We start from the raw sequence: 18,300 nt of genomic DNA, 5'->3' as shown, positions 1-18,300 counted from the left end.
GCAGATAAATTCTACTTTCATCCGAAGCAGTGATTTCTCCCTGTAAAGCCTATATTAATTATAGTCCAGAAAGGCGATAGCCCATTTACTTACCGGCTTGCTGCCAGCTGGCTTTAGCACGAAATAAAGCGGGTAAATCCGCTTGCGATTTTTTAAATGATTTATTGAGCGTAAATTGTTCACGCTCCTCTTGGTAATAAACACCCAGTGGTACTGGAAAATCGGGAAAGGTGAGGCGAGCTAAGCGCATAGCGGCTATAAAATTACTTGCATCATGACAATAACTCGCTTCTCCGATTGCTTTTCGTAGCAATATTTCATTCTCTAAATCTAATGCCCATTGCTGTTCGGCGCCAAAAATTAACGGTTGGCCATCATTCAGGATCACTGTTTGTTCCGCACGGTTTGCTTTTATCGCGAATGCATCAAAAGCACCATTGTTAAAAATATTACAATCCTGATAGATTTCAACAAATGAACACCCCTTGTGTTCATACGCTTTTTTTAGAATGGTTGCAAGATGGGCTGGATCTTTATCGACAGCACGTGCTACAAAGCTTGCGCCAGAAGCAAGAGCAATAGTCAATGGATTAATCGGCTCATTATTAACCCCCTGGGGAGAGGTTTTTGTTACTTGCCCCTTTTGGGAAGTTGGTGAGAACTGCCCCTTCGTTAGCCCATAAACCTGATTATTGAATAGTAAAATATTAACATTGACGTTTCTTCGCAGGCAATGGATTAAATGATTGCCACCAATGCTCAATGCATCACCATCACCAGTAATTACCCATACGGTTATATCATCACGCATGGCTTTAAGACCCGTAGCAACCGCAGTAGCTCTGCCATGAATAGTGTGAAAACCGTAGGTATTCATGTAGTAAGGCAATCGTCCTGCACAGCCAATACCAGAAATAAAAACATGTTTCTCAGGAGGCAGACCCAATTCCGGTAACACACGTTGCAACGCAGCCAGAATGGCGTAATCGCCGCATCCTGGACACCAGCGAACTTCTGTTGCATTGGCAAAATCGTCACGTTTATAGCTATTATTCATGATTAATTTCCAATTTAATGGCGTTAACCAGCTGACTGACTGTAAAAGGTTGACCACTGCACTGATTGATTGACTTAGCATCGACTAAATAAGTAGCACGAAGTAACTGGCATAGTTGTCCTGAATTTAATTCTGCAACTAACACTTTATTAAATTGGCCTAGTAAATCACCTAATTGATGTGGTAAAGGATTTAAATGTCGCAAATGCAGGAGAGCTACAGGCAAGCCTTCAGCACGACATTGATTAACCGCAGATTTTAAGCTGCCGTAAGTACTTCCCCAACCTACAACCAAGGTGTCAGCGCTTTCATCACCCTCGAGTTGTAATTCAGCATATTCACGTGCAATACCAGCAATTTTATCCGCTCTGAGCTTAACCATTTTCTGATGATTTTCCGCATCATAGCTCACGCGTCCATCTTCACCCTGTTTCTCCAGGCCACCTAATTGATGAATAAAACCCGGGGTACCAGGCACATTCCAACTGCGTGAAAGAATTTCATCACGCTGATAGGGTTTGGGAAAACGATTAAACTGGATTTGGGGAATTTCCAATGATTCCAGTGAAGGAATTTTCCAGGGCTCAGCAGCATTTGCAAGATAAGCATCTAATAAAACGATTACGGGGGTCATGTAGTTAATCGCCAAATGAAAGGCTTCCAAAATAGTATTGAAACAATCAGCGGGTGACTTGGCTGCAAGCACAGGTAACGGTGCTTCCCCATGTCGTCCGTAAAGCGCCTGGCGTAAATCACTTTGACTGGTTTTGGTAGGTAATCCAGTTGAAGCACCAGCCCGTTGTACATCCACTAATACCAACGGTAATTCCGCCATGACGGCAAGCCCTAAACTTTCACTTTTTAAATCAAAACCTGGTCCTGAAGTACAGGTAAGAGCAAGGCAACCACCGTAAGCAGCCCCGATACAGGCACAAATAGCAGCAATCTCATCTTCTGCTTGCAGCAATCGTACTCCATAATCTTCCAAACGAACACATTCATGTAAAATTGCCGATGCCGGGGTAATGGGATAGCCTGAAACTAGAACGGGGGTTTCAGTGCTGGTAGCCATGGTTGCTATTGCCAACGATAGCGCTTCAACACCAGTTATCTGTCTATATTCACCATTTTCACGACTGACCTGCCCTAACATAAATTGGCGGCGAGCAAGCTCCAACGTCATGGCATAGTTAAATCCTGCCAATAAGGTGAGTTCATTAGCTTTCGCAATTGGCGGATTGGCTTTAAATTTTTTTCTAATAAAATCAATACAGCTATCCGGGGGTAAATCAAATAACCAAAGAACTAATCCCAACACATAAAAATTTTTAGCTTTCTTTGCTTGTGCGTGACTAATATCTACCGATGCAACAGCCTCCAGCGTTTGAGTTATCAAAGGCAAAGCAACAAGTTGATAATGTTCCGCGGCATTATCCAGAAAACTCTTGTCTAATCCAGCCTTCTGCCAATCTTTTTCCGTGAAGCTGTCTTCATTGATAATTAACAAGCCACCAGGATTTAAATGTTCCAAAGAATTCTTCAAAGCGGCCGGATTTAATGCAACTAGCACATCAAGTGTTTCACCTGCCGTAAATATAGTCTGCTCTGACATCGCTAACTGAAAACCGGACACACCAGCAACTGTTCCAGCTGGTGCTCTAATTTCTGCAGGGAAATCAGGCAGCGTTCTTACATCTTTACCCGTTAAAGCCGCCGTAATGGTTAGCTGCTCACCAACCAGTTGCACCCCGTCCCCAGAATCTCCGGTTAATCGTATAACGATTGCGTCAGTATTAAGCATCATTTCTCGCTTCCAACATGAGTTGACGCATGTGTCTTACCGCATCCTTCAAACCGCTAAATAAAGCACGGGCGATAATGGCATGGCCAATATTTAGTTCGTGGAATTCTTTAATTGCCGCAACAGGTTTAACATTATGATAATTTAACCCATGACCCGCATTAACAATTAAATTAAGGCTGGCTGCATAGCTTGCCGCCTCCGCAATTCGCTGCAATTCATGTGCCTGTTCTACCGGATTGGTGGCATCTGCATAACAACCGGTGTGAATTTCAATGGCTGGAGCACCAATAGCAGCAGCGGCTTCAATTTGTTTCATATCTGGATCAATAAATAAGGAAACTTCACTGCCTATCGCCTTTAAACGCTGTACCGCAGTGGCAACCTGTTGATAATGTCCTATAACATCCAAACCACCCTCAGTCGTCAGCTCCTCGCGTTTCTCAGGAACAAAACAGGCATGCTCAGGCTTAATCTCTTCAGCAAAATCAAGCATGGCATCGGTTACAGCTAATTCCAAATTCATTCGTGTTTGCAAAACAGCTTTAATAAGTCTTACATCGCGCGCCTGGATATGGCGTAAGTCTTCACGCATATGTAAGGTAATTCCATCAGCACCAGCTTCTTCCGCTTCCATCGCTGCTTGTACAGGGTCAGGGTAGCGGGTACCGCGCGCCTGACGAACTGTCGCGATATGATCAATATTTACGCCTAGCAAAATGTTATTTGTCATAGCATCACCATCAATAAAAATAAAGTGCACGAATTATGACTTGAAACGTATTTTGCATCTATACTCAGCAGTGATCATTTTTGTAATTGTACAAATATAAGCGATTTATATGCCAAATTTTGGAGTATTTTACCTCTGCCAAGAAATCTGTCGCTTCCAAAGAATTTCCCTCTGAATAGAGGTAAGTAAGAATCTCTATACGGATCAAGCTTTGCTTGCAGGAAGTCCTTCATGCAGTTAATGCCAGGATGACGGGTTTAAACAACGCTCAAAAGGTTCCAGTACATCATCCTAGTACGTCATCCTGAAAGCGACATCGTCGCTTGAAGGATCCCCTGACTATGCCTAAGAACCATTCCTGTAGGCTTTTTTGATATTGCTCCACAGAAAGCATACCCTTAACCTGTCTTTTAAAGACAGCTTCCACACTGTATAGTTTATTAAAATCAGTAATTTGACAGATTATGTCTTCTCTCTACCCAAAATTACCGCAACCGACACCACGGCTTAAAAAGTGTGTAATTGCTGCTATCACGCTAGTTATTATTCTCCTTTGCAATCTGCAAAATATCAAAGATCTTATTCACCATCAATATTATGTCTATGAGCAAGATGCTTATATGCATTTAGTCATTGCTTCCGATTTGTTAAAGCACAGAGATTGGTATCAGCATTTTAACCCACGACTTAATGCACCATGGGGAGCGGATACCCATAGTTGGACAAGAGCTATCACTGCCCTACTAGCCACTGGTGCCCTATTGTTAAGTTTATTCATGCCTCTTACAACTGCACTTTACTGGTGGAGCTTTTGGCTACCCCTTATTTTTTATGCTATAGCGGTTTGGGCAATGTTATGGGTTATCCAGCCATTAAAACCGTCAGTGTTTCAACAACTTTTTGTGCTATTTGCTTTCTTATTTAATCCGTTTATTAATACTTTTTTTATACCTTTACGTGTTGACTATGATTTTTTACTCATTCCTCTTTCTATCGTTTATTGGGGATGCTTATTAAGGTTCATACAAGCAGAGGGAAGAAGTTTTGCCATAATAACGGCAGTAGTTGTCAGTCTTGCCACCTGGACTAGCATCAGCTTTCTATTGCCCTTATTTATTGGAACAGCTTTTCTTTTTGGCTGGCCCTCGTCGAAGAAGAAATCAATCCTCAACCCGTTGCTATCTTTCTTCTTAGTCTTTGCATCGGTTTTCTTCTTATTATTCCTCTTGAACACCGTCAATTTTTGACAATCACCTATGATATTATCTCCATTGTGCACCTGACTTTTTTTCTTCTTTTAACGCTAGGTTTTACTCTCTATATCTTATTTTTTAAGAGTAAAAGCATTGCTTCTAAGCTTCTTTTTATCGCTGCAAGCATCATTACTCTGTTTGGAGTAATGAATTTTTTATTTCCAGGCTTTTATCGCGGACCTTATAACCAGGTGGATTCCTATCTATTGCACTATTTTTTTCCTACTCTTTCTGAATTTTACTCACCATTCAGCATAGATCCCTCTCTGGCACTAGCCATCTTGAGTTATTTTTTAATAGGCGCCGGCTATTGCTATTACCTCTATTTGTCAGGCTCCCTTTGTACCCCGCTATTATTTTTCTTATGGGCGAGTACGACTACAACCTTACTCACTGTTTACATGTACCGATGGGTAGGATTTGCTATTCCTATGAGCATCATATTGGCTTCTTTTGTCATTCGTGAAATGAAACACACCTCTCAAAGCATGCAAGTAATGGTAGTGGGGGTAATGAGCTTCTTGCCACTCTTAATTTCTCTGACTATTAAAGATTACTTCGTAGACTCACAGCAATTATGCCTGCAACAGTTTCATTTAATGCTTAACAATAAATTTTTGGAAACCCCCCAGTTTGGTAAGGATAAAACCCTCTTTATTCATAGCAATTATGGCCCTTTATTACTTTACTCAACCCAGTACGCTATCATTGCTACTAATGACCATCATAATCCCCAGGGATTGAAAGATACCCTTCGTTTTTTTAAAGCAAATGAAAAAGAGGCAAGACAAATTATCCAAAAAAGACAAATCGATTTAATATTACTGTGTCCTTTAGAACATCCTACGCGGTTTAATCCGCAAACCAGTTACTGGCTTCAGCAAGTTTCGCTACCATCGTCTTATTCTCAGTGGCAACTATATCGACCTGTATACTGACAACTAGCAGAGGTTCAGCTCTACAACTATTTTATCTTAACCTGAATTCTTCAATAAATACAAAGCACGTGACTTTAAAACTCTGCCGTCCAATAATTCATCAATTGCCTGTCTCATAATAACCTTGGCCGTCTTAAGAACTGATGCATTATCCAGACACCCCTGCGATAGTGCTAGTATGTCTTTGCCTGGCAATCCTGCCGAGGCGGGTATAAATCCCTCGTTTGCTTTAAAATGATAATATTTATTTTCATCAATCGACATTGTTGAATGCGCCTCTTCAGTCAGTGAAATAGCTTGACCACAAGCCACTAATAAAGACCATTCAAATTGTCTTAATAAAGCTTCCATGACAAACTTGTCAGTAACCGTTGCCAAGCCTCGAAGCGTTCCAAGGTAATTATCAAATAGATCTGGATGAGGATCTGAAAGACTTAAGCTATAGTAGAGTAATTCATTAAGATATAAACCGGCGAACAATGTATCGCCTTTAAAATTAAAGGGACATGAAACGGCTTCAAGTTGGCGAGCATAATGTCGCTCGTTTTTGCTATCTACCGAGATCCATAAGGGAGTAAACGCTTGAAGCATTGCCTGCTTTTTAAGGGTCCTGCCTCCCTTGCACAGGCACTTAATGATGCCTTTTTCCCGTGTAAAAAAAGTAACAAGGATACTAGTTTCCCCTGACGGTTGTTTATGCAACACCCAGGCTTCAAGTAGTTCAGTCGTCATAACCTAATTGTTTTAATATACGTTCATCATCCGCCCAGCCTGTTTTTACTTTACACCAGCATTGCAGAAAAACTTTTTTCCCTAATAATTTTTCCATGTCCAAACGAGCACTGGTTGCCATTTCTTTAAGTTTCTTTCCTTTATCACCGATAATGATGCGTTTATGATTCTCTTTTTCTACTAAAATCAAAGCATGAATACGCACCAGATTCCCTTCGTCTTTATAAGATTCAATTTCTACCGTGGTTGAATAAGGAAGCTCTTGCCCACAGAGACGAAAAACCTTCTCTCTTAATAATTCTGCACAGAGAAAACGAATAGGTCGGTCTGTAAATTGATCGTCTGCGAATAAGTGGGGGCCTTCGGGTAAATAATCTTTTATTACTTGTTCAAACTCTTCTACTTGCGTCCCTGTTTTAGCAGAAAGAGGAATAATTTTAACAAATTGATGAAGGCTGCTTAACTTTTCAATAAAGGGCAATAGCTGCGTTTTATCTGCAATTTTATCCACTTTATTAATCAGCAACAGGCAAGGAACATTCACTTGTTTGATTAAACGCAAGACGTACTCGTCTTCTTCAGTCCAATGCGTGCCTTCGACAAGAAATGCAATGGCATCCACATCACGTAAGACACTTTTCGCAGTTTTATTCATCATGCGATTCATGACTTTCTTTGAACCTTGATGAATTCCAGGAGTATCCACATAAACATACTGGTAGTCATCAACTGTTTGTATGCCTAAAATACTATGTCGGGTAGTTTGGGGCTTCCTGGAGGTAATACTTAATTTTTGATGTAAGAGACGGTTTAGTAAGGTAGACTTACCAACGTTTGGTCTTCCTACTAAAGCAATATAGCCGCAATAGCTTGTCATCAATTATCTTTCCTGTTTATTTTTAAGTCATTTTAACAGCGCCTCTGCCAGATTACCAGCAGCCTTTGTGCTCAAAAAGCAGATACATTTATCCGTTCTACTCGTCTACTTGCAATAAAACTATAAAGTTTTGTAGTCTTGCTAAAGGATGGGCAAATTATAGTAGTAAACTATGTTTCCAGTAAAATTAATCGGTGAGCGGCTACAAACCGTTATTCCTCTGCAAGTTAAACCTCATGCTCATGAAGAAATGCCCACCATTACAGGTTCTGCAATTAGTAGTCAAGCAGGAACAGTGTTCTATGGCTACTACAACATGGAATATAAGTTACCAGGCAATGATTGTCTTCGTATTTTTGCTAACCATAATAAAAAAAACGTACAGTTGCTATTACTAACTCATGACCCTCACAAACTAAACGCCTTGCCTGGGGCTCGCCTGTCTTCTTTAGTCGCCAACACCATTCAGCAAGTTAATCGCTATTGCATTCGCTCTGCGCATTATCAACAACCACGTACAAACGCGCAGCGTGCAAAATATGAATTAGCCACTGCCTGTATTGCTCAACTGTCTCAGCTACTTGCGACAGAGCGTGAATTATCCTGGAGTGATTGGGAAGGACAAGAGAAACTACGTGCAAAAGTGATTGCTATTCTTAATGAAGCACGTGGAAAGAATTTATTGATTGCTACAAATCCTGTTGTTTCTGAGGGTAAATTAGACACTATTCTTTACGAGAGTAGCCAAGCTGCGCAACATTATCAATTTAACCGCGTGCATGCCGTCTGTAAAATTGATCAACTTGATTTTAGTGAGGAAACGGCTGAAAAAATTTTTGTATGGGATAGTGAGTTGCATATTGGTCAAAATGAAGAAGCATTAAACGATGCTATTCGAGTCATTTGTCAACAATATGGACTTGTCCCCCCTGTATCACTTAGCAATATTCCAGCAAATCGTTTTAAACGCCTGCAATTATTTGTGCGAAAACTCTGGCTAGATGGGCGCGATTGGATGAATCATTTAGCCTACCCTCAAAAAGCAAGTCCAGAAACATACATTGAGACCAGAGCCGATGGATTATCCATCACTAAAATTAAACCTTATTATTATCTTGATGGTCTTGCTCAAATCGGCTATCCAACGTTAGACGATTTAATAAGCTGTATCAGTAAGCATCCAAAAGCAATGTCTACCCACGCCTCTTCAACTCAGGAAGCTACACAATGGTTAATTAGCCGCCCTAATGGCAGCTGGGTTAAGTTGCCAGATAAGGTCATTTTGCGGTTACACAATGAACTCGTTACTGTTCATTTTTTCCAAGAACAAGGTTTATTTTTTCCTCTACCCTGCGGAGAGGATTTGTTTATGTTAAGTCAGTTAGGAAAGCATCATCTTTACTTGCCCGAGCGGGCGAGTCTACAGTTGAAAGCGTTTTTTTCACGTCTGCCTGTTTTTTTTAACTATTTATTTCGTAGTATCAGTCAATTTGTGCGTGATTTATATCAGGAATTCATCAATCATATTCATTTAAATCACATACAATCAACTCCTCAATCATCCGTTGATAGCAAAAAACTAAATCGATTAAGTTATTTACAAAAAGCACTGCATGAGCATGGTTTATTAGCAAATGGGTTAACTTTAGAGGAATTTGTTAGGACTGAACTGCAAAAAAATCATTATATTCTCGTGCGTGAAAAGCACGCTCCCAGTCCACCACCCTATGAAAATCCGCTTCACCGTTTTTTAAGTGTCCTGCGTCATTTAGGAGGGTTTTTTGTTGATACCAGTGAGAAAAATCCAATACTGGGTACTTTGGCGATGGCAGCTTATGTTTATGGGGCAGGCGCTGTAATTGCACCTGAAACATTAAGTTCACTCTTAACCAAGTTGAATCTTGGTGGACTTATCAAGGGAATTAAACCTACGCAAATAATGGCTAAGTGGATGAGTCATGGTACAACCTCAGAAGCAATTTCTGCCGCAATGACTTACTGGCAGGCCATTGTTGTTGGTGGTGATTTGGATCAATTTTTTATCAAGGCGGTCGATTTATTAAAGGAAGAGCCTGCCGAGGTTGCCATTGTTATTTCACTCGCCATCATTTTAGGTTATGGTCTTTGTAAAACCGTACCAAGCCTTGAAGAAGAAATGGGTCAATTTCCTTATATTAATTATGCAGCGCTAGGAGCAAAAGGGGGGGCTGCTATTTACGATACAATTATGCATCCTGGAGATGATTGGTTACTTGGTTCAATTAAATGGTTGCTTCGCGGAGCGCTTAATTTGGCCAAATTAGTGGGCGGACCGTTTGTAGAAGCTTATTTCTACGGCTATCGCAATGGCTTTCTTTCGGGCTTGAAAAAAAGCCAGCATCTTTTTGTAAAACTAACTAAACAATTCTTTGCGGCTCTTGCTGATCTTGTTTTGGAAATGATAACTATCCCGGTGTTAGAACTTAGTTCTTTATTGATTCATGTTCCTTTTCGGGGAATCACTAAATTGTTAAGTAAGTCTCTGGCTGTTTTGGGAAATTGGGAGCTATTGGGTGATCAGCTGATGAAATTTGCTACTCGTGCCAATAGTTGGGGTTATTTGCCTGGTTTCCGATTATCACCACTGTATGGATTTCGTTCTCCTTTTGGACATTATGCAGAAAATAAATGGGCTAATTTAACATTAAATGCGCTCATGCTGTTTCTTTTGCCCCCTTTAATGCTGCTTAAAAACCTTATTGTTCTGCCTGTTATTGATTCACTATCCTTTCTGTTGCGAAGTTTATTGACTCTTCTTGATCCTTTAAGTCGAGGAATTGCCTATGGCATCGGGTTATTTTTAAAAATAACCGGTGTCTTTTGGGACCATTCGGTAGGAATTTTATGTAATCTGACAGCTTACGCCATTACTTATGGTTGTAGTCAGCTGGATACTATTGCTGGGCATTTTAAACAATATTTAGTAGCAAAAATACAAGTCGAGCGACGAAAGCTTTACCACTGGGCCTTCACTCAGGAAGAAGAAAAAGCTTTTCATAAAATCCATAATGATGTAGAGCATTTTCGTGATCCAATGAAATTTGAACGTTTACCCCATACGTCAACAGGATGTGTACTTGAAAACTTATTGAGCAATGCCGTGCAGAATTTGCCTGCGGAAAATCCTAAACATACCCTGTTGTTTCATTCAGCCTCTGCCAGAAACTCGAAAAGCATCATTTCATCGCAAGAAGATCCTGCTTCATATCAACAAGCACCTACTTATTAATCATGATGTTAGAAAAAGGGTTTACCTTATTTGAATCACTTCTTGTACTTGTCCTACTGGCTATTTTTATTTACCTCGTCTACCCAAGTTATGTTGCTCATTTACAATATACCAGACGTTATGATGGTCAGACTGCATTAATTAATTTAGCGAACCGAATGGAGCATTTTTATGGACAAAACCATACTTATAAAACCGCAACGCTGGCTAGTGGGAAACCCACTGATGTGAAAGAAACTAATTTATCCGAGGAGAAATGGTATATTTTAAAAATAACCCTGCAAACGACCCACCGATTTACCCTTCATGCAATTCCTCGCGGGGCTCAAAGCCAGGATAAAGCCTGCCAAACGCTCTCTTTTGATCAGGCGGGCGTTAAAGGAATTTCTCCGGGCCCTCTTGGTAGTCCTACTGCTACTGTTGAAAAATGCTGGTAGGACTCCATTTGAAACCGGTTAAAATCGTCCTGCCACGAAATGACAGCCCCCCTGAGGCACTGAATTACCTTTAAAAGCCCTAAAGGTAGCATATTAAACAATTGCATCATTTTAGTTCTTTTGGAGCCCATTTTGGCTATTGTATAACCAGTTAAATGATGTATACTTAAGTATTAATTTTGCTTGAGGGGTTTGTTATGGCTAACAGCACTAAAATTAATTCCAGGGAGGAATTAAAAGTACCTACTGAACTCAATAAACAGCATTCTGAGCCTGCAAAAGAATCTGCTTTTACAACCAGAGCTCATGAGGAGTCTGATCAATCCCTCGAGATTAAAACCAGTCCGAATAAGGTAATTAGTTTAACCGCTTCTCATCTGGAGCAGTGGTTTGCTAATCTTGAAGCAAGTAATCAGCAAGAAAACAGGAAAGATAAACATATACCTCACCCACATGATCCAGAGGTTCACCCCTCCTATCTAGCCACCATTTATTTAAGTCGCTATGGTCTTAAAACGTCCAAAGACGTTATTACTTTTCTTAAATCTCCTGCAGGCCATGATGTCCTTGCCATAATCGGTCAACAATTGGCAGAAATTGAATCTATAAAAGAAGCTGTTCAACTGGAACAACGAGATCATGAAATTCGACGACATCGTGCTTTGGCAGCCTTGCTTCTGGGACTACTTTATGAAAAAGAAGCCAGAGCCAAGGAAAAAAATACGGAAATCCAGAAGGGAATTGATAAAAAATTACATCAATCTCCCACTTCTACCGCATCTGAAAGTAATTCAGAGATAGCCAATGCTCAGGCGCAATATAACGCCTACACTGAATCTATCAATGCTCTGCAAAAAACGCTCTCAGATAAACTTCAGGAATCCGAGAAACTGGAAGTAGAGTTAGAAATTGAATTACAGAAACTTGATGAGCAAGATGCCATTATTGAAGAACGCTACAACCTCTTCGACGGCAATCTTGACGCGCTCGATCAATACATTATTCTTCTTAATTCTCATTCGATGAGCCCTGAAGAAAGAAGTAAAACTTTAACACAATTAGAGCAAAAAATAACCCAACTGCAAGAACAACTGTCTTCAACAGGCAATGCAAATGTCAAAAAGCAATTAGAGACTTTACAAACCACCTACTCTATTCTGCAGAAACAAACTGAAACGCCTGAATTCACCACAGAACATTTGGAATTAAAAATTAATAACCTTAAAGAAACTCTTGAAAAACAGGCAGGAAAAATTGGTGCTTTAATTGAAGAAGGAAACGAGGAAAAAGCAAGACAATTGCTTCATAAGCACAATGGCTTGCATGTTCAATATGAAGGGCTTCGAGATATGGTCGCCGTTTTAAAAGGAGAAAAAACACTTTGGAGCAAAGATGGTCAACCCATGTCGTCTTTTGCTCAATTTGGCGAATCTGCCTTTATACTTTCTAAAGAACAATCTATCGTATTGCATGATGGTAAATATTATTTACTGCAGAAAGATCAGTCACCTGAAAATTTCCCTTTCCTGAGTGAAGAAGATAAAAATAGAGCCCACAAAGATTTCGAGCGTGCCCGTCCAAGTATTAGCAGCTTGAAAACCTTGGTTCATCACAACAAGACACTGGAAAAAGGACTGCAATTTGATAAGAGAGAGGCTATTAATACCCGTAGTGAAACAATGCAGCAGGAAATTTTACTGATTTCCAATCAGCTTACAAAACTTCAAGCTGCACGAGCTGATGTAGAACTTTTGATGAAGCAGTTGAATAATTTGACTCCGGAGATAGCTACAGACCCCCGCTCCACTACGCCTGTTCCATCCCCTAAGCCCAGTATGAACAGCAAAAGTTCACAGCCAACTAATACACAGGTTGTGGCCCAAAGTTATAGACATATTTTACTATTGATGAAGGCTAATCCCACACCTCAATCTGTATCTCGACTGGAATCTATTTTTAAAAGGCCTGACGGTACAATTGATTCTTCAACACAATCTATCCTGGCTAATATTCGTTATGGGCAGCCCATACCACCACAAATTATAAACAGTTTGCTAAAAAATATGGAGCGGCTTGGCGTCTCTGCCTATAAACCCAACGTCACTAAAATTCCACGTCCGAAAGAAACAGCTCACGATGATCAACCTCGTTCAACGTTTACTCCTTTTTCAACAACTCCTTATCCAAAACCTTAATCAACTCTTGCTAAGCGGCCGCAACTCTTCTAACATGGACAATATTGCGGCCGTTAGCGAATAACACTATGATGACTGACAAATTGTTTGATAATCAATCAATTATTATAACTTTAGATGTTGATGCCTTTTTATTTGACAAACTAAAGCAAATTGCCAGTGCAGGCTTTGCTGTGGTTGAAATTAATACCAGCGAACAGGAAATTCTGAAGAAGGCCTTGCGAGATTTTCCAGGACTACGAATTGGTGCTGGAAATATTACGACAACACAACAGTTAGAAGATAGTTATCAAGCAGGCATTCATTTCGCTTCAAGTCCTGGTTTTTTACCCGCCATTGCTCAGACAGCAGCGATTTATTCAATGAATTATCTTCCTGGTATTGCTACCATTTCTGAAGCAATGCAAGTGATGGCGCTTGGTTATCATCAAGCAAGGCCTTATCCCGCAAATTTAACTTTCTGTGCCTCATTAAATAAATGCTTGCCTATGCTTAGACTATTCCCAGCCGAAATTGAATGGGATGAAGCCGAACATTACTTAAGTTTACCTGCAGTAGCAGCAGTTAGCATTCTTAACCCTGAAAGTAAGCAACTTCAGGCATTATCGGCCGGGGTTCTTGCATAAATCAACCAGTAGCAGAAAAGCGCCAATGCAAATTGCGCTATCAGCAAGATTAAATACAGGCCAGTGGTGATTTTTATAATAGAAATCGATAAAATCAGTAACTTGGCCAACTACTGCTCTGTCATACAAATTTCCTACTGCACCACCAAGAATAAGACCAACAGCACAAGATTGTAGTTTGGCTTTTGCAGGTAATCGCATCAGCCAGAGGATTAAAAAAATACTCATTAAAATACTGAATCCTGCAAAAAACCATCGATGCCATTCACCAGTACCACTCAAAAAGCTAAAAGCAGCTCCTGAATTATAGGCCAGGGTAAAATTAAGCATGGGCAGTAAGGGCACCGGTTGATAAGGAACCAAATTTATAGCAGCCCAATGCTTGGTAAGCTGATCAGCTACAATAATTACAATACTCAATAAAAACCAGGGCCATTTTTTCATGCGTAGTGCCTCACTTCATCACGACCACTAATATTCCCTACACAACGTTGACATAAGGTTGGATAGTTTACATCCTGACCTACCTCTTCTCGTCGATGCCAGCAACGCTCGCATTTTTCATGATGGCTAGGCTGGACTACAATAGCCACACCCAATTCAGAATCCACCTCAACCTTGGCGGAACAGTTTTCTAACGCCTCTACTTTCGCTGCAGACGTTATTAAAATGAATCTTAATTCATCACCTAACTGCTGCAATAAAGGAACTGTTTTCTCATTGGCGTAAATGGTTACTTCTGCTGCCAAAGCGGAACCAATTAAACCCTCTTTACGCTGACTTTCCAGTGCCTTGTTCACTTCATCTCTAATTCCTTGCAAATGTTGCCAAAACTGCATGTTAACCTCAGTGACTGCAGGCCATTGCTCATACCAACGCTCTTCAAAAACAGAACTACTCGTTTTACCAGGAATAACCTGCCAAATTTCTTCTGCGGTAAACGATAAGATGGGAGCCAGCCAACGTGTCAAGGCATGAATAATATGAAACATCGCTGTTTGACAAGAGCGTCTGGCGATACTGTTTGTTGCGGTTGTATATTGCCGATCTTTAATGACATCCAAATAGAAACTTCCCATATCCACCGCACAGAAGTTATGAATTTTCTGATAAATCACATGAAAATTATAATTTTTGTACGCCTCCAGAATTTCTTCTTGTAGTTGCTGAGTACGTTTAATGGCCCAACTATCCAATTCAACTAATTCAGCAGCATCGACACAGTGTTCTTCCGGAATAAAATCAAACAAGTTCGCCAACAGAAACCGTGCTGTATTTCGTATACGGCGATAAGCATCCGAGTTGCGCTTGATAATTTCCTCAGAAATACTCACTTCATGACGATAGTCTGTCGAGGAAACCCATAAACGTAAAATATCAGCACCATGTTGGTTTACCAGCTTGTCCAGGGCTACATAATTGCCTTTGGATTTGGAGAGTTTTCGTCCCTCTGCATCAACAGTATAACCATGGGTTAATACGCTTTTATAAGGAGCATGACCGTAAATAGCAACGGCAGTGGTCAAAGAAGAATTAAACCATCCTCGATGCTGATCCGATCCTTCAAAATAAACATCAGCGGGAATTTCTAATTCTTTATTTTGTTTTAATACGCAATAATGGGAAACACCCGAATCAAACCAAACATCCAGTGTATCGGTTATTTTCTCATAATGGGCAGCATCGTCACCTAAAAACTCTTCAATATTTAAATCAAACCAGGCATCAATACCATGCTGCTCTACTTTCATTGCAATTTTTTCAATTAACGCAACTGAGTCAGGATGCAGTTCACGTGTGTTTTTATGCACAAACAAGGTCATCGGAGTACCCCAGGCACGTTGGCGAGAAATACACCAATCAGGCCGGGTTTCTATCATGTTGGCAATACGCGCTTTGCCCCATTCTGGAATCCAATTTACTTCATTAATCACCGCAGCAATTGCATGGCGTAGACCATTTTTATCCATGGCGATAAACCATTGGGGTGTAGCTAAAAAAATCATGGGGGTTTTATGGCGCCAACAATGAGGATAACTATGACGAATGGATTCATTATGCAAAAGCACCTGGCGTGCCTTTAAAACTTCAACCACTTTGTCATTGGCCTTTAATACAGAAAGTCCAGCAAACAAAGGTACATCCTCACTGTAGCAACCATTTGTTAAAACAGGATTAATTAATGGCAAATCATAAGTCAGGCCCACCTGATAATCATCCGGGCCATGAGCTGGTGCGGTATGCACACAGCCGGTACCGGCATCGATAGTTACATGTTCTCCTAAAACAATGGGAACCTGTCTCTCATTAAAAGGATGTTGTAAGGAAATATTTTCAAAATGCTGACCCTTTACTTTTCCAGCAATGGTGTACCTGTCTACTCCATAACGACTCATCACGGATTCAGTCAGTTCAGTGGCAACTAAAAAATAGTGTTCAGAAGTTTCCAGTAATGAATATTCGAGCTCCGGATGCAAGCACACTGCTTCATTAGCAGGCAGCGTCCATGGTGTGGTAGTCCAAATAGGTACAATGATAGGCTTAACCACCCGATTATTTGCGAGTTTGTCTAAGATAGCTTGAGGATTTACTGCTACGAAAGCCACATCAATTGAAGGCGAGGTTTTGTCTTCATAATCGACTTCTGCTTCTGCCAACGCAGAACCACATTCGATGCACCAATGAACTGGTTTAAAGCCTTGCTGTAAATGGCCATTTTCAATGACCTTCCCTAAAGCACGTATAATATTGGCTTCATAAGAGTAATCCATCGTCACATAAGGATGCTCCCAGTCACCAAATACGCCTAGACGTTTAAATTCATCACGTTGAATATCAATTTGACTTGCAGCGTATTCACGGCATTTTAAACGAAATTCGCTGGGACTAACTTTAACACCTGCCTTGCCTATCTTTTTTTCAACATTCAACTCAATTGGCAAGCCATGACAATCCCAACCAGGCACAAAAGGCGTATCAAAACCACTGAAACATTTTGACTTGTTAATAATATCTTTCAGAATCTTGTTAAGGGCATGTCCGCAATGCAAATGCCCATTGGCATAAGGAGGCCCGTCATGAAGAACAAATCGTTTAGCCCCTTCGCGGGCCTGTCTAATTTTTTTATAGATACCTTGGGATTCCCACTCAGCCAACATTTGGGGTTCTCGCTGGGCAAGATTAGCTTTCATTGGAAACGTTGTATCTGGTAAATTTAAGGTATCTTTATAATCTGCCATCTCATCTACTCTGTTAAAGCGTTAAAATTTAAATTAGGCCTGCTCGGGTTGTTGGAGCTATAACGCTGAGGTGCTGTAGCCCTATCCTCTCCATGGAGCCCATGCCCAGGCGTGGGGTTTTAACACGAGCTGTCAACAGCCTTTAGCAAAAAAAGCTCTCGCTGCATCAATATCCTCATGAATTTGTTTTATCAAAACATCCACTGATGAAAATTTAATCTCATCTCGCAGCTTGTGCAAGAAAAACACTTGCAATATCTCTCCATACAGGTTCTCATCAAAATCAAAAAGGTGAACTTCTAAAACGTTTTTAGTTCCATCGACGGTGGGCCTGCTTCCAAGATTAGCAACCCCCTTTAACCATTTATTTCCTCTTTTGACCTGAATACAGAATACGCCCTTTAAAGGTAAGGTAAGTCGCTGGGTTCTTACATTAGCCGTTGGAATGCCCCACTGTCTTCCTCGTCCATCTCCTTTGATAATGCGTCCACAAAGACTATAAGTTCTGCCCAATAACAAAGAAGCTTGAGTAAGATAACCATTGGCTAACGCTGCTCTAATTTTTGTAGAACTTACTCTTTCGCCTTCAATGGACACTTCAGGAAATGTTTCAACCCAAGCGTCATAATCCTTAGTCATCTGCTGAATTAAGTGAATATCCCCTTGTCGTTGCCTTCCAAAACGGAAATCTTCTCCCACCAACAAATACTTTACCTTCAATAAGGAAAAAAAATAGTGTCGCGCAAACTTTTCAGCTTCCATTAAAGCAAGCTTTTTATTAAATTTTAAACAGTAGACGTAATCAATATTACACTGCTTAAGCGCTTCCAATTTTTCACGCAGCGTTGCTAATCTCGCTGGAGCCTGTGAACCTCGAAAGAATTCACTAGGTTGCGGCTCGAATAATAAAACAACCGAAGGTAATTGCATTCGATCAGCCTGAAAGCGTAATCGTGCCAGCAACGCCTGATGGCCGCGATGCACGCCGTCAAAATTGCCAATCGTTGCAACAGTGCCTTGTGAAAAATCAGGAATATTTTTTAGTCCACGTAGCAGCTTCATGCTTTATTAATAATAATAAAAAAATAATTATACAGAGTTTAAAGCAGATTGCGAAATTAATATGGGTAGAGGCGACCTCCTG

14 protein-coding genes are annotated in these 18,300 nt (G+C 40.5%); 6 read left to right on the top strand and 8 right to left on the bottom strand.

Going from position 1 to position 18,300, the window contains the following annotated elements:
* Positions 1-85: 85 nt before the first annotated feature.
* From clem_RS04575 to pdxJ, 3 genes are read right to left on the bottom strand one after another with little or no spacing between them, the layout of a single operon-like run.
* Complete coding sequence (locus tag clem_RS04575) at positions 86-1,057, bottom strand: 2-oxoacid:ferredoxin oxidoreductase subunit beta (RefSeq protein ID WP_094090538.1); 972 nt, start codon at positions 1,055-1,057, stop codon at positions 86-88.
* Positions 1,050-2,858, bottom strand: coding sequence for a 2-oxoacid:acceptor oxidoreductase subunit alpha (locus tag clem_RS04570; protein WP_094092270.1), 1,809 nt, complete (start codon positions 2,856-2,858; stop codon positions 1,050-1,052). The genes clem_RS04575 and clem_RS04570 overlap by 8 nt, the downstream gene beginning before the upstream one ends.
* Positions 2,851-3,591, bottom strand: a complete 741-nt coding sequence (pdxJ, locus tag clem_RS04565) for a pyridoxine 5'-phosphate synthase (RefSeq protein ID WP_094090537.1) — start codon at positions 3,589-3,591, stop codon at positions 2,851-2,853. Before pdxJ ends, clem_RS04570 begins: the two co-directional genes overlap by 8 nt.
* A 464-nt stretch (positions 3,592-4,055) precedes the next feature.
* Between pdxJ and clem_RS04560 the strand changes: the two genes are divergently transcribed.
* Positions 4,056-4,838: a hypothetical protein gene (locus clem_RS04560; RefSeq protein WP_094090536.1), complete on the top strand. Its 783-nt coding sequence runs from the start codon at positions 4,056-4,058 to the stop codon at positions 4,836-4,838.
* Positions 4,839-4,990: 152 nt separating this feature from the next.
* On the top strand, positions 4,991-5,782 hold the full coding sequence (locus tag clem_RS04555) for a hypothetical protein (RefSeq protein WP_157698180.1): 792 nt from the start codon (positions 4,991-4,993) through the stop codon (positions 5,780-5,782).
* Between the two features lie 36 nt (positions 5,783-5,818).
* Here the strand turns inward: clem_RS04555 and recO are convergent, their stop codons facing one another.
* Together recO and era are read right to left on the bottom strand one after the other, a co-directional pair.
* Positions 5,819-6,514 (bottom strand): DNA repair protein RecO, encoded by a 696-nt coding sequence (recO, locus tag clem_RS04550; RefSeq protein WP_094090534.1) that lies wholly within the window; start codon positions 6,512-6,514, stop codon positions 5,819-5,821.
* Positions 6,504-7,391, bottom strand: a complete 888-nt coding sequence (era, locus tag clem_RS04545; protein WP_094090533.1) for a GTPase Era — start codon at positions 7,389-7,391, stop codon at positions 6,504-6,506. Before era ends, recO begins: the two co-directional genes overlap by 11 nt.
* 172 nt (positions 7,392-7,563) lie before the next feature.
* On the opposite strand from era, the gene clem_RS04540 reads away from it, so the two are divergent.
* The 4 genes from clem_RS04540 (at position 7,564) to clem_RS04525 (ending at position 13,917) form a co-directional block, all read left to right on the top strand.
* Entirely contained in the window at positions 7,564-10,659 is a 3,096-nt protein-coding gene (locus clem_RS04540; RefSeq protein ID WP_094090532.1) for a hypothetical protein, read from the top strand.
* Between the two features lie 2 nt (positions 10,660-10,661).
* Complete coding sequence (locus tag clem_RS04535; RefSeq protein WP_094090531.1) at positions 10,662-11,096, top strand: type IV pilin protein; 435 nt, start codon at positions 10,662-10,664, stop codon at positions 11,094-11,096.
* Positions 11,097-11,293: 197 nt separating this feature from the next.
* A complete protein-coding gene (locus clem_RS04530) occupies positions 11,294-13,291 on the top strand; it encodes a hypothetical protein (protein ID WP_094090530.1) in 1,998 nt (665 codons plus the stop codon).
* A gap of 68 nt (positions 13,292-13,359) precedes the next feature.
* Entirely contained in the window at positions 13,360-13,917 is a 558-nt protein-coding gene (locus clem_RS04525) for a beta/alpha barrel domain-containing protein (protein ID WP_094090529.1), read from the top strand.
* Here the strand turns inward: clem_RS04525 and lspA are convergent.
* The 3 genes from lspA to ribF form a co-directional block, all read right to left on the bottom strand.
* Positions 13,894-14,361, bottom strand: coding sequence for a signal peptidase II (gene lspA, locus clem_RS04520; protein ID WP_094090528.1), 468 nt, complete (start codon positions 14,359-14,361; stop codon positions 13,894-13,896). The genes clem_RS04525 and lspA overlap by 24 nt on opposite strands.
* A complete protein-coding gene (ileS, locus tag clem_RS04515; RefSeq protein WP_094090527.1) occupies positions 14,358-17,156 on the bottom strand; it encodes an isoleucine--tRNA ligase in 2,799 nt (932 codons plus the stop codon). The genes lspA and ileS overlap by 4 nt, the downstream gene beginning before the upstream one ends.
* Before the next feature lie 132 nt (positions 17,157-17,288).
* Positions 17,289-18,218: a bifunctional riboflavin kinase/FAD synthetase gene (gene ribF / locus clem_RS04510; RefSeq protein WP_094090526.1), complete on the bottom strand. Its 930-nt coding sequence runs from the start codon at positions 18,216-18,218 to the stop codon at positions 17,289-17,291.
* Positions 18,219-18,300 lie beyond the last annotated feature (82 nt).

The sequence above is a fragment of the Legionella clemsonensis genome (genome assembly GCF_002240035.1).
In the GTDB taxonomy this organism is placed as follows: Bacteria; Pseudomonadota; Gammaproteobacteria; order Legionellales; family Legionellaceae; genus Tatlockia; species Tatlockia clemsonensis.
This window is presented reverse-complemented; position numbering and strand designations above follow the sequence as displayed.